Origin of the sequence: Erwinia phyllosphaerae (assembly GCF_019132875.1) — a bacterium.
GTDB lineage: Bacteria > Pseudomonadota > Gammaproteobacteria > Enterobacterales > Enterobacteriaceae > Erwinia > Erwinia phyllosphaerae.
In genome coordinates this window covers 379,125-392,879 of record NZ_JAHSPF010000004.1, presented here as the reverse complement: position 1 = coordinate 392,879, position 13,755 = coordinate 379,125, and the positions used below count along the sequence as shown (strand labels likewise).

The 13,755-nt window shown below is 50.7% G+C and carries 7 protein-coding genes; 4 read left to right on the top strand and 3 right to left on the bottom strand.

Features of this window, described 5'->3' with window-relative positions:
- The first annotated feature begins 301 nt into the window (after positions 1–301).
- The 4 genes from KUE00_RS10045 (at position 302) to KUE00_RS10030 (ending at position 11,033) form a co-directional block, all read left to right on the top strand.
- Positions 302–2,452, top strand: coding sequence for a type I secretion system permease/ATPase (locus KUE00_RS10045; protein WP_281434554.1), 2,151 nt, complete (start codon positions 302–304; stop codon positions 2,450–2,452).
- 87 nt (positions 2,453–2,539) lie between these two features.
- On the top strand, positions 2,540–3,955 hold the full coding sequence (locus KUE00_RS10040) for an HlyD family type I secretion periplasmic adaptor subunit (RefSeq protein ID WP_246759695.1): 1,416 nt from the start codon (positions 2,540–2,542) through the stop codon (positions 3,953–3,955).
- A 28-nt stretch (positions 3,956–3,983) separates the two neighbouring features.
- Positions 3,984–5,084, top strand: a complete 1,101-nt coding sequence (locus KUE00_RS10035; RefSeq protein WP_246759694.1) for a DUF5625 family protein — start codon at positions 3,984–3,986, stop codon at positions 5,082–5,084.
- A 15-nt stretch (positions 5,085–5,099) separates the two neighbouring features.
- Complete coding sequence (locus KUE00_RS10030) at positions 5,100–11,033, top strand: S8 family serine peptidase (RefSeq protein ID WP_246759692.1); 5,934 nt, start codon at positions 5,100–5,102, stop codon at positions 11,031–11,033.
- A gap of 64 nt (positions 11,034–11,097) precedes the next feature.
- Here KUE00_RS10030 and KUE00_RS10025 read toward each other — a convergent pair whose 3' ends face one another.
- The 3 genes from KUE00_RS10025 to trpB all read right to left on the bottom strand — a co-directional run bounded on the left by KUE00_RS10025 (position 11,098) and on the right by trpB (position 13,716).
- Positions 11,098–11,412 (bottom strand): BON domain-containing protein, encoded by a 315-nt coding sequence (locus tag KUE00_RS10025; protein WP_246759691.1) that lies wholly within the window; start codon positions 11,410–11,412, stop codon positions 11,098–11,100.
- A 307-nt stretch (positions 11,413–11,719) separates the two neighbouring features.
- On the bottom strand, positions 11,720–12,526 hold the full coding sequence (gene trpA, locus KUE00_RS10020; protein WP_246759690.1) for a tryptophan synthase subunit alpha: 807 nt from the start codon (positions 12,524–12,526) through the stop codon (positions 11,720–11,722).
- Positions 12,526–13,716, bottom strand: coding sequence for a tryptophan synthase subunit beta (trpB, locus tag KUE00_RS10015; protein WP_246759689.1), 1,191 nt, complete (start codon positions 13,714–13,716; stop codon positions 12,526–12,528). Before trpB ends, trpA begins: the two co-directional genes overlap by 1 nt.
- Between the last annotated feature and the right edge of the window lie 39 nt (positions 13,717–13,755).

The window sequence follows — 13,755 nt, the reverse complement described above, 5'->3', positions numbered from 1 at the left end:
GCATTTTCCCGTTTTTCAGTAATAACTCACGCAGTTTTAATCTATTTCAGCGCATCCTCAGCTCATGCCCCATGAGGTCAACTCATTTCAAAAATTAATAAAAATTGTTTTCTTTTTGTTCACCTGAGCGGATAATACGCAAAACTTACACAGTCTTTACATTATTTGAACTATTAATTCAGTGAGATGGCGCCTTTAACAGGGTTTGAGTTTACTGAGCCTGGGAGGCTCAGTTGTATTAATGGTAAACCGCGCTTTTCATTTCCCGCTGCCATCTGTTTAAAACAGGCAAGGACGCCAGATGCTAAAAGATCAAAACTGCACTCGTTCCCCTTCCTCCACTCAGCAACCGGATACGGGTTTGCTTTGCCTGGCAATGATCGCCAGATTTCACAATATAGCCCTGTCAGTCGAACAGCTCGCGCATGAGTTCTCTGCCGCAGAGCAAGGTGTCACCCTGCAAGAGCTGCTGCTGGCTGCCCGTAAATCGGGGCTGAAGGCCCGGGCAGTTCATACCAGCATTGCCAGGCTTCAGCACTCGCCATTGCCTGCCATTGCTATTGATCGTGATGGAACGTTTTTCATCCTCGCCAGGGTGGATAAGGAGCGGGCCCTGATCCAGGATCCTCGTTCAGCGCGTCCCGAAGTTATCGGATTTGATGAACTTGAGCGACGCTGGGCCGGACAACTGGTTCTTGTGCGTTCCAGTAACGCAATTTCCGGTGAGTCCTCACGTTTTGACTTCACCTGGTTTGTCCCGGCGATCGTCAAATACCGCAAGCTGTTAGGGGAGGTTTTACTGGGATCTTTTGTCCTGCAGCTGTTTGCCCTGGTCACACCCTTGTTCTTTCAGGTGGTTATGGACAAAGTCCTGGTACACCACGGTCTCACCACGCTGGATGTTATCGCCGCCGGACTGCTGGGCATCATGCTGTTTGAATCCCTCCTGAGCGGCTTACGCAGCTATGTATTTATCCATACGACCAGCCGAATTGATGTGGAGTTGGGCTCTGGCCTGTTCCGGCATCTGATCAATCTGCCGCTGGCTTATTTTCAGGTAAGGCGAGTTGGTGATTCTGTTGCCCGCGTACGCGAGCTGGAAAATATCCGCAGTTTCCTTACTGGTAACGCCATCACCTTACTGCTTGATGTGCTTTTTTCGCTGGTCTTTATCCTTGTGATGCTCTGTTACAGTGGCTGGCTGACTTTAGTTGTGTTGGTGTCATTGCCGCTCTATGTATTGATCTCAGTGCTGATCACGCCTCTGTTGCGCAGGCGATTACAGGAAAGTTTTACACGTGGTGCCGAGAATCAGGCATTTCTTGTCGAAACGATCAATGGTATCGACACCCTGAAATCAATGGCTGTGGAACCGCAGGTTGTTCGCCAGTGGGATAATCAAATGGCGGCTTATGTTGCCGCAGGATTTAAAACCCAGACCTTGTCCACTGTTGCCAATGAAAGCGTCTCTTTGATTGGCAAACTGGTGACGGTCGCTACTTTGTGGATTGGCGCCCGTCTGGTGATCGAGGGGGAGCTGTCGGTCGGGGAATTAATTGCATTTAATATGCTGGCTGGCCGTGTCAGCGGCCCAATCATGCGGCTGGCGCAACTGTGGACCAGCTTTCAGCAAACCGGTGTTTCGGTACAGCGTCTGGGTGACATTCTTAATTCTCATACTGAACTGGCGCAGGCCACACGCAGCACGATGCCATCCCTGAAAGGGCAAATAACGTTCGAACAAGTGTATTTTCGCTACCGGCCTGATGGCAGTGAGGTGCTGCGCAGCGTCAATCTCGTCATTGGTGCCGGTGAGATCATCGGTGTGGTGGGCCGCTCAGGTTCGGGAAAAAGCACGCTGACTCGTTTGCTGCAACGACTCTATGTGCCTGAACGTGGACGGGTAATGGTTGATGGCATGGATCTGGCGCTGACTGATGTTTCTTCGCTTCGTCGGCAAATTGGCGTGGTACTGCAGGAAAATATGCTGTTCAACCGTAGCATTCGCGAAAATATCGCCTTAATCGATCCGGGTGCACCGCTTGAGGTGGTGATGCATGCTGCCAGCATGGCCGGTGCTCATGAATTTATCCTGGAATTGCCAGAGGGTTACGACACAGTGGTTGGAGAACATGGCACATCACTTTCCGGTGGGCAGCGGCAACGGGTAGCTATTGCGCGTGCTTTGATCGGCAATCCCCGCATTTTGATTTTTGACGAGGCAACCAGTGCGCTGGATTATGAATCTGAACGTGTGGTACAGCAAAACATGAAAAGCATTTGTCAGGGCCGCACGGTCATTATCATCGCCCATCGATTGTCAGCGGTGCGCGACGCTCATCGTATTCTGGTTATGGATCGAGGCGAAATAGTTGAACAAGGTGCTCATGCAGAGCTACTGGCAAAACAGAATGGCCACTATTCACGACTGTATCGTATGCAGCAGGGCTGAGAGGCGGTCTTTCTTCAGATATTAGAGGCTGAGTGCTGGCTGACCTGGCAGGAAAAATTGACCCTGATTCAAGGATGAGAATCACTTATGAGCGACATGCTTTCTTTATTGCAGCGCTATCGGAACGTCTGGAGTCAGTCCTGGCGTCAACGCAAAAACATGGACGTCCCGGCGCGGCTTGCCCATGAACTGCAATTTTTACCTTCGGCACTGGAATTACAGGAAACACCGGTGCATCCGTCACCCAGAATTTTCTGCTGGGCCATTATAGGTTTCGCTACGCTGGCATTGATCTGGGCCTGCACTGGCAAAATCGAGGTGGTGGCGGTTGCGCCAGGGAAAATTGTTCCCAGTGGGAAAACCAAACTGATTCAATCCAGTGAAACAGCGGTGGTCAAAGCCATTCACGTCAGCGATGGTCAGAGGGTAAAGGTTGGTGAACTGCTGGTTGAGCTTGACCCGACGGCGGCAAACGCCGATGTCAGCCGGATCGAGAGTGAGTTACTGGCTGCCCGTATTGACAGCGCGCGGGGAGCAGCGATGCTGGATGCGATTAACCAACAGCGGCCGCCGCAGCTGGTGGAAAGGACGATGACTCATGCCAGCCCTGAACAGATTATAAGCGCCAGGCGCTGGCTTCAGGGACAATATCAGGAGTACCAGAGCAGCCTGGCGCTGGTCGATGCCGAAATCCACCAGCGCAGTGCCGAAATCCAGTCAGCTCAGGCCCAGGTGGTCAGCCTGCAACAAGCGGTACCGATTGCTAAGCGACTGACCGCAGATTACCAAAGATTAGTTAAGAAAAATTATGTCTCGCAACATGAGTATCTGGAGAAAGAACAATCCCGGCTGGATCTTGAACGGCAGTTGAGCATACAGCAGGCCAGTGTTTTGCAGCATACCGCAGCTTTGGAAGAAGCCCGACGCCGTCGCGAGAACGTTATTGCACAAAACAGACGAGCGATGCTTGACCTGTTACAGGAAGCCAGGCAAAAGGTGGCTGTCCAGGTACAAGAGTTGGCTAAGGCCCGTTATCAGGAAAACCTGGCCAGCCTCACGGCTCCGGTTGCCGGCACGGTGCAGCAACTGGCGGTCCATACCGTGGGTGGCGTGGTCACACCTGCACAAGCGCTGATGGTTATCGTTCCTGCAAATCAACCTGTAGAAGTGGAAGCCATGCTGGAAAATAAGGACGTGGGCTTCGTTCATGTCGGACAAGCGGTCACGGTCAAAGTCGAGACTTTCACCTTCACCCGTTATGGTACCCTGGCCGGCGAAGTGCTTAACGTGTCTGAAGATGCCATTGAGGATGAAAAGCGTGGGCTCATCTATAGCAGCAGAATTCGGCTTAAATCAGATCAAATAAAAATCAATGGCCGCCAGGTTGCGCTATCGCCTGGAATGTCAGTTACCGCAGAGATAAAAACCGACAGGCGTAGGGTGATTGATTACGTCCTGAGTCCATTGCAACAGCATATTGATGAAAGCATGAGAGAGCGTTAAAGATCAGATTAAATAATGGAGATAAAAGATGGAAAAAACAAAAGGTATAGACAGGCTATACAAGGTTTTGATATTTTTTGTTTTTATTACTTTTTTATGGTCTGTATTTCGCGCCAGGCCAGTGAATATTATTGAGCCTATAATACAGGCACGGGCTGGGTGTTCGGCACAGTTAGATTTTGAAATCAATAAATCCGGACCTTATCAATTTTCTCTTTTGTTTTCCAAAGGCTATAACAGTAAGGATGAAGTTGAATTAAGAAAGAAACTGACACTATTTGGCAGTATCAATAGTGCAGGTAAGATGATACCTGTCTCACTGCGTCTGATCAAAGACGGCAAAATGGTTTTCGATGAAAAAATAGAAACGGTGGGGACCGTTCGGGAGCATTCCTTTTATCGCAATGAGTCAAATATACGTGCAATGGTGCGAAATATTAAGATCGCCTACTTACCCCCAGGGCGTTATTCTTTAAAGATTACCCTCCTTAAGGATATGGCTGATTTTGATAGAATCCCGATTTATGCCCACGCCATCTATTTTACGCCAGAAAACTTAGCCCGTGTTGAAAATGAGAGCCGGGAGATGGACCGAAAAATGAATTCTTATTGGTACAATGGCTGGTTATTTACCCGGTTTCTGGTCAAAAGTCTCTGGTGTGTGAAATTTTGTGATGATCCTCTCCATCGGTATAAATTATTAGATGTCACGCATGCTGGCCAGTCCGTAACTATTGATTTTGAGATCAAAAAGGATGAATACTATAAATTTACTTTACTGTTTGATCAAGGAGGTACTTCTGAGGAAATACACAAAAGGACAGCATTATTTGGAGATGTATATAAGGGGGGCGTTACTGTTCCCATTTCACTGAGCCTGATTAAAGACGGAAAGGTTTATTATGAAAACACCTTAGAGACTAATGGATATTTTAGCAGTAAAAACATCCGTGATGAAGAAAGGGAAAAAACTGTATATGTTGCTGAGCGACTTGTAAAAATACTTGAATTACAATCTGGTTATTACTCTGCCACCTTCACTATATTGACAGATAACCCCGCTTTAAACGGAATTTCTGGTTTTGCCGGAGTTTCTTACTATATGTCTCATGATAAGTTCATTTTCTGATAAGGAAATTTAAAAATGGAAGGAAAATACACGGTAACATATAAAGTCGCCACAATAGGGTCAGGTTATATCCCTTATGACGATAAGGGTAATAGGCTAACTGATGAAGAGATTGGTAAATCCAGTAGTGGTCATATGTGGTATTCTTTAAGTGATGGTAGCGGGAAAGAATTTAGTTATGGTTTTGCGTCAGAAAACTACAAACCCTTTGATCAAGGACGCGTGGTTAACTCTGATAACTTGGCCTATCAGCGAACCTCTACTGAAATTACTGTATCATTGACTAAAAATCAGTATGATCAATTGTTGGATTTTTCTAAAAATTCTCAAAAATATGGTTTTAATGAAGATAAATATAATGTTCTCACTAATAGCTGCGTGGATTTTGTTTATAAATCACTGAATGTTATTGGATATAATGATAAAGATTTCCAGGGTAACCTAATCCCGACAAACAATATTTTTGCTTTGAAAAACATGTTGTATAACGAAGGCGCTCAAATCATTCGCGATAATCTTATGCGTAATGATGATTGCTATCTTGATAAAAATACGGGCGTTTGTAAATGGCTTTCCCCGGAAGAAAGGGTTTCCAGTCAGGATGGAACCAGCCTGATTAACATCAATATCAACTCCTCGCCTGTACCTCAAACATCCATTCAGGGAGAAAGTCAGGCGCAGCAGGATGCCGCCAATGGCTATATCGTCAATGCCGCTACGCATAAAATTTACACCTTCGACGATTTGCTGAATAAAACCGATTTTACCTCCTCTCAGATGGCCAGTCTGGCCTCTGGTGGTATTCGTCCCGGCGAACTGCAGCTCGATCCTAATGCCCGTCCTAACAGCTGGCTGTCGGAGTTTTACAAAACCCCAGAAGGGACTGACTCTTACTTCAACCTGCTTAACGCCGCAACGCTTAACGGATTGTCGGCAATGACCACCTTCAATACCTATGTCGATCCGCTGTTGCTGGATTTAAGCGGCGACGGGGTGCATATGACCGACATCCGTGATGGCGTACTTTTCGATATGGACAACAGTGGCACGCTGAAACGCAGTGGTTGGGCAGATCGTACTACTGGGATGCTGGTCATAGACGATGGTAGCGGTCAGATAAAAGATGTCAGCCAGATGTTCTCCGAATATTACGGTGGCAAAGCAGGTACTGACGGGGACGCGGGCGAAACAAAATTCAGCGATGGTTTTTCCGCTCTTGCCAGTGAAGATAGCAATAAGGATGGGGTAATCGATCGGCGCGATGCCATCTGGAGCATGCTGCGGGTTTGGGTCGATGGCTCACATGATGCACAGGTAAATGCTGGTGAACTGAAGACGCTGGACGAGCTGGGCATTACCCAGATTAATGTCCGCGCGACGAACAAAGAAGAGGTTCGTGATGGTAACAGAGTGGTTGCCAGCGGATCTTTCACCATCAACGGCAAAATTCAGGAGGTACTGGCCGTCGATTTTCTTGGCGATCCCGTCAGCAATACCCTCAGCGCTCAGGAAAGCGGGACACGAGTCACTTCTACTGCTAACGGAATAACCACCACGGCCTGGGCCAGCCAGAGTCAACATAACGAAACCCTGGATGCGGAAAAGCTGGGCGTAAGCAATGTGTACGGCGGAAGCGGTAACGATACGTTGATTGCCGCAAAAACCGGCAGCTGGCTGGTTGGCGGCGCGGGGAGCAACACTTATGTTGGCGGCGCAGGCGATGACGTTTTTGTTATCAGCGCCTCTGATGATGCTAAAAACATTCACGGCAATGGAGGCCGCGATACGGCGATCGTTGTAGGCAGTAAAGGTGTGGAGCTGAACATGGCGCAGGCAGGTTTAACCCTGGCTGAAGGCGGAGACGGCAATGACATCATCAGGAGCGGCGGGGCCAATGGCGTCTTTATTAAGGGCGGCTCTGGTGATTCAACGCTGGTCGGAGGAATGGGAGACGACGTGCTGGTTGGAGGTAGCGGCCACAACGTCATCATTGGCGGCAGCGGCAAGGCAGTTATTTATGCTGGTACTCAGGGCGATACGATTTATGCTTCCGGCGGGGGCAGCATCATTTATGCTGGCGGCGGCGATGATAAAATTTTCGGCGGCGCCAGTGATGACGTGATTGAGGCCGGTCACGGCAATGCCACGATTGACGGAGACGGCGGCATCAATTTGGTCACGCTGCACGGTAATCACGGCGACTATAACATCACCCGTACCGACAGCGGTTATAGCGTTGCCGATAAGGTCGTCGGGCGTGACGGCATGTTAACACTAAAAAATATCCAGAAACTGAATTTTGCGGATATTTCGGCGGTTGATTTACAGCTGCCGAACGCCATGCCGGTTGAAGATGTTCTTACGCGTGATAAAGAGGGAAAAGCCTTCGATCATATTCAGGCTCACCTTATTTCTGCCGATAGTCTGTTGGCCAACGATTGGCGCCTTAACAGCCAGGGAGCACTACGTATTGCGAATGTAGGGGATGCGACCGGCGGTACGGTGAGCCTCACCGCTCAGGGCGACGTTCTGTTCACGCCGGATACCAGTTATACAGGCATGCTCAGCTTTAAGTACGGCGTGATTGATGCAGCCGGTAATCTTTCCGCTTCGGTAGTGGATCTCAATAGCGGACAGACAGCGCCGATGCGGGCTGCCGTCACCCTGTTAACGCCGGATATGCCGCTCGATCCTTTAGCCGCGCAGCAATGGTATCTGAGCGAGACTAATATTCTGCAGGTCTGGCAGGACTATACCGGGAAAGGCGTTCGTATTGGACAGTTTGAGCCGGGCGGCCAGTTTGCTACCGCGCCTGAAATCTTTGATATCGATCATCCTGACCTTGCAGTAAATGTCGATCGGGCCTGGCTGGAATCTCAACGGGCCAGTGGTGCCTTGCCTGGTTTGGTTTCTAACCATGCCACAATGGTGGCAGGAGTGATGGTCGCAGCCCGCAATGACAAAGGTGGTGTTGGTGTAGCCTATGACGCTACGTTAGGCGGCTATAGCCTGGCTAATGACGGTGCCGACCTCGCCGGGCTTGGACACATGGTCAGTTTTGACATTGCCAATAATAGCTGGGGCTTCACCCATGACTTTGCACTCAGTAATTTGCAGGAAGGTACTGTTAACACTGCCAGCTCTTTGAGTATGAATACGCAGTATGCAGCGGCTAATGGCCGAGGTGGACTAGGGACGGTTATCGTTACGGCTGGCGGCAATGACCGGGCGGCTGGCGGTAATGCGCAGGGGTCGCTGACCAGTAATAATCGCTTCTCGGTTGAAGTGGGGGCAATCAATGCTCAGGGTGACTTATCGACGCTGCAGATTGGTTCTTCACCGTTCTCAAGCCCGGGTGCCAGCCTGCTGGTTTCAGCGCCGGGCAGCAATATTGTCTCAACCGGCCATATGCTGGAAACGGATCGTGGCTCGACCTTTGGCAATGACTACAGCAGCATGCAGGGAACCAGCTTTGCCACGCCAATCGTCTCCGGTATTGTTGCGTTAATGCTTGAAGCCAATCCGAATCTTGGCTATCGCGATGTCCAACAGATCCTTGCGCTCTCTGCCCACAAGATTAACGATCCTTCCACCGACTGGAGTGACAATAGCAGCCGCAGCTGGAACGGTGGCGGGATGCATACCAGCAATGATTACGGGTTTGGTGAAGTTGATGCACGGGCCGCTGTTCGACTATCCGAAGCCTGGATGACTCAATATACGGCTGCCAATGAGTATGTCTACAGCGCGTCCAGTGGCCCACTTGGTCAAAATGTGGTGGCAGGAGCAACGCTGACGTCGTCCATTGCAATGAAGGCTGGTCTGAATGTTGAGCATGTTGAAATTGACTTTGATGCAGACGTGGGGCGTCTGGGTGATTTGACGCTCAGGTTGATCTCCCCTGATGGCACGCAAAGCATACTGCTTAACCGTCAGGGCAAGATCCCGGAAGGTATGCCGGGTGCGAGTGAGGCTGACCAGGGTAGCAGCCGGTCAGGCTCATTTAAATATACTTTCATGACCACCCACGATTTTGGTGAATGTTCGGCAGGTAACTGGACTTTGCAGGTCAGCGATGCGAACTCAGGTTTGCCAGTCACATTAAATACCTGGTCCTTACGACTTTATGGCAGCAAAAGTAGTCCAGACGATACTTATTTTTATACCGATGAATATATCGACGCCGTAGTCCGTCAAACCACCCGAGCGGTGTTGGATGACTCGGTCAATGGCGTTGCCGGAGGGCGTAATACACTCAACGCAGCGGCCGTTTCGCGCAACACTACGGTTAACCTGCTGAGCGGCGTTGCCAGTATTGGCGGTGCTGCACTGACGATTAAAAATCCGTCTGCTATTCAGAATATTGTCACAGGCGATGGAAACGATACGCTGGTTGCAGGGAAGGCTGATGCATTACTGGATGGCGGACGCGGGAACAACACGCTGACCGGCGGTGCGGGTAAAGATTTCTATGTCGTCCATCGCCGTGATGCGGGCAACGATGTTATCAATAACTTTGAGGCTGCACGAGGCGAAACTATCGATTTGGTAGGGTTCTCCGGAAAAACATTTTCCGATCTGAAGCTGACACAGCAAGCGGCGGATGTCCGGGTTGAGCTGGGTAAGGGCCAGAGCATCGTTCTGAAGAATCAGCAACTCGCCGGGATGGGTGCGGGGAACTTCCTTTTCCAGGATACGTTTATCGCGCCTCAGAGCTACACCAGTAGCGACATCTCTACACATCAGCCACAGCAAGGCCTCGGAACCGTGATCCTTAACGGCGGTGGCAGAGGCGTTATCATGAGTAGTGATATTCAGGGCAATTTCACTTTCACGCTCAATGGGACTGTCTACAGTCATGATAGCGCCTCGTCAGACACATTTGTGGTGGCCGCCCAATCCGGAGTGACGAACTACCAAAATGCGTTACGTGGCTTCCGTCACGGCACGGATAAAATTGATTTGCGACAAACCGGCATTACTGATTTCAGCCAGCTTTGCATTACCCAGAGCAATCGCGGCACCATCAATGGATTATCTCAAATTCATGGCGTTAACGTTATCTACAAGGGTGCTGAGGGTACCAACGTCAATCTGCTCTATCTGGACACACTGGAAACCTCTCAGGTTAGTGCGAGCGATTTCATTTTTGCGGAGTACTCGCCGGATCTGGTTCCTGCGGTCGATATCGGAATGCCACCATCGCATGAACAACCTGCAGTAATTGTTCCGGATATATCAATTCCACCAGTGCCGCCCTCATTACCTTCTGCATCTGAGGAGGCTAAGCCAGGTATTCCTGACCTCAACACCATAACGATCGATAAAACTTTCGCTAAAGTCACACTGGATGACGAAAGCAGAACCATCAATGTGGCAGGTGTTTTTAACACGGTGGTGGCTGGGAACGGTGACAACAGATTTAATGTGACGGGGAAAAAAGCCAATATTACGGCAGGCAATGGTAATAATGTCATCGTTGGTGAGATTGATCATCTGACAGTTGGAGATGGCGAGAACACTATTGAGGGAAATATCTCAACGGTGAAACTGGGTGAGGGTAATAATCATGTGGTGGTCAGCGGTATCATGTCGACCGTAAAAGTGGGACACGGCGTTAACGAGCTGGAATTTAGCGGCTCAATGGGGAGGCTGGTATTTGGCAGTGACATCAGTCCAGACTTCTTATGGTTCCAGCATAAAGAGCAGGATCTGCAAATTTCAGTGACAGGCAGTAATCAGCTGGTCACCCTGCATAACTGGTATGCCAACATTGCCGAACAGCCCTGGAATATTACGGCGGGTAACGGGTCCAGACTGTTTTACAAAAATGTTGAAAACCTTGTCCAGGCGATGGCTGCCTTTGCACCGCCAGCGTCTGCAACCGCTATGTTTGCCGATGCAGAGCTTCAGCGGCTGCAACCTGTACTGGCTGCCAACTGGCGCTGAAAGTAAAAGGGCGGAATAAATACCGCCCTCAGACTGCTGATAAAGTTCTGACCGTAAGGCCAGCTTACTTAATCTGCATATTATTTACTACCGACTTCACACCTTTCACACTGCGGGTGACCTGCACGGCGCGGCTGGCCATCTGTGCTGAGCTAACGAAACCGCTCAGCTGCACGCGTCCTTTAAAGGTTTCTACGTTGATTTCACGCGACTTCAGCGCTTCGTCATTCAGCAGTTCCGTTTTAACTTTGGTCGTAATGACCGTGTCATCAAGATAACCACCGGTGCCTTCCTGCTTTGCCGTTGGCGCGCAGGCGCTGACTGAAACAGCCACAACGGCTGCGATAACCATACCCGTCAACATTTTGAACAGCTTCATGGTAAATCTCCCTGTTATTTACGAATGGCCTTGGCCGTTATTACAGATTCGCTCTGTAAAAGAAGCGTAGACCTGGCCGGCGATTTTTCCATGCTCGGACAGCAAAAAGGGCGAAAAAATAGCGTCTTATCAGAACAGAATGAAGGCAGCGCAGCAAAAAAACTGGCGTAGGAAAAAACGGTCGGGAAAGCGTCATGAAATTCAGCTAACCATTACTACCTTTGGCATACAGTGAAAACGAATGTCCAGAGCAACTGAGCATGAAGTCGGGATGCCTTACCGGGGGGATAAGGCATCCATAAAGCGGTTAACGTGTTGCGGCTTTCAGCGTGGCGACAAAATTCTGCAGTTCAGCCAGCATCTTCGCCGGTTCATTGTGATGGCGCTCAATAATTTTTACGATTGCCGAACCGGAAATCGCGCCCGCCGCGCCCGCAGCCAGGGCCTCTTTAACCTGGGAAGGTTCAGAAATGCCAAAGCCCTGTAACGGCGGCGCGGCGTGATATTCGGTCAGCTTGTTAACCAGATGCTGCAAAGACTGGCTGACTCCGCGGCTCTCTGTTCCCGTCACGCCCGCACGTGAAAGCAGGTAGGTATAACCACGACCGTGCGAGGCAATTTCACGCAGCAGATCGTCGCTGGCGTTTGGCGGACAGATAAAAATTGGCGCAACGTTATGGCGCATCGCCGACTGGCGGAACGGTGCAGACTCTTCGACCGGCACGTCTGCCACCAGCACCGAATCCACACCTACTTCCTGACAGCGTGCGTAAAAATTGTCGATACCGTTTGAGAAGACCAGGTTAGCGTACATCAGCAGGCCAATCGGTATTTCAGGATACTTCTGGCGAACGGCTGCCAGCAGCTCAAAGCACTGCGCAGGCGTTACGCCAGCCGCAAAGGCGCGCAGCGTCGCGTTCTGAATAACCGGGCCGTCCGCCAGCGGATCGGAGAAGGGGATCCCCAGCTCCAGCGCATCGGCACCGCCAGCAATCAGCGCATCGATAACCTGTAGAGAGTGCTCGGGTGTGGGGTCGCCCAGCGTCACAAAAGGAACAAAAGCGCCTTCTTTGCGTGCCTGCAAACGCTGAAAAAGCTGTTCATAGCGTTCCATCAGATCTCTCCCTTAGCAGTCAGAATATCGTGAACGGTAAAGATGTCTTTGTCGCCGCGGCCGGAAAGATTAACGACCAGCAGCTGCTCTTTTTCCGGCGCTTCACGCATCATCTTCAGCGCATGAGCTAACGCGTGGGAGGACTCAAGGGCAGGAATAATACCTTCGCTGCGGCAGAGCATTTTAAAGGCATCCATCGCTTCGTCATCGGTGATGGAGACGTATTCCGCCCGGCCAATGCTGTTCAGGTGGGCATGCTGTGGGCCAACGGAAGGGAAATCGAGACCGGCGGAAATAGAGTAAGACTCTTCAATCTGGCCATCTTCCGTCTGCATCATCGGCGCTTTCATACCGAAGTAGATCCCCACGCGGCCGTGCTTTAACGGCGCGCCGTGCTCGCCGGTTTCGATACCGTGGCCGGCGGGTTCAACACCAATCAACCCTACGGAAGCGTCATCAATAAAGTCCGCAAACATGCCGATAGCGTTAGAGCCGCCGCCCACGCAGGCGATGACCGCATCCGGCAAACGACCTTCCTGTTCCTGTAGCTGAACTTTGGTCTCTTCACCAATCATCCGCTGGAATTCACGCACGATAGTCGGGAAAGGATGCGGGCCAGCCGCCGTGCCGAGCATATAGTGGGCGTTTTCATAGCTGCCGGACCAGTCGCGCAGCGCTTCATTACAGGCATCTTTCAGCGTGGCCGAGCCGCTGTGTACCGGGATCACTTCCGCACCCATCAGCTTCATGCGAAAAACGTTCGGTGACTGGCGCTCGATATCTTTTGCACCCATATAGATGCGGCATTTCAAGCCAAGCAGCGCGCTGGCAAGGGCCGAAGCAACGCCGTGCTGGCCCGCGCCGGTTTCGGCAATAATCTCTGTCTTGCCCATGCGCTTTGCCAGTAGCGCCTGACCGAGAACCTGGTTGGTCTTGTGCGCGCCGCCGTGCAGCAGATCTTCGCGCTTCAAATACAGACGAGTTTTGGTGCCTTTGGTCAGATTTCGACACAGCGTCAGGGCTGTAGGGCGACCGGCGTAGTTTTTCAGCAGGCCAATAAATTCTGCCTGGAATTCAGGATCGCGCTGGGCGCTGACAAAAGCCTCTTCCAGCTGCTCTAAAGCAGGCATCAGGATTTGCGGCACGTACATACCGCCAAACTCGCCAAAATAGGGATTTAATAAAGTCATATCGCTTCTCTTCTCGCAAAGGCGCCGCGTGAGCGTCGC

Excerpts from the sequence above, each read along its gene's own strand:
- KUE00_RS10045 (WP_281434554.1), top strand. The coding sequence starts at position 302 with ATGCTAAAAGATCAAAACTGCACTCGTTCCCCTTCCTCCACTCAGCAA.
- KUE00_RS10040 (WP_246759695.1), top strand. The coding sequence starts at position 2,540 with ATGAGCGACATGCTTTCTTTATTGCAGCGCTATCGGAACGTCTGGAGT.
- KUE00_RS10035 (WP_246759694.1), top strand. The coding sequence starts at position 3,984 with ATGGAAAAAACAAAAGGTATAGACAGGCTATACAAGGTTTTGATATTT.
- KUE00_RS10030 (WP_246759692.1), top strand. The coding sequence starts at position 5,100 with ATGGAAGGAAAATACACGGTAACATATAAAGTCGCCACAATAGGGTCA.
- KUE00_RS10025 (WP_246759691.1), bottom strand. The coding sequence starts at position 11,412 with ATGAAGCTGTTCAAAATGTTGACGGGTATGGTTATCGCAGCCGTTGTG.
- trpA (WP_246759690.1), bottom strand. The coding sequence starts at position 12,526 with ATGGAACGCTATGAACAGCTTTTTCAGCGTTTGCAGGCACGCAAAGAA.
- trpB (WP_246759689.1), bottom strand. The coding sequence starts at position 13,716 with ATGACTTTATTAAATCCCTATTTTGGCGAGTTTGGCGGTATGTACGTG.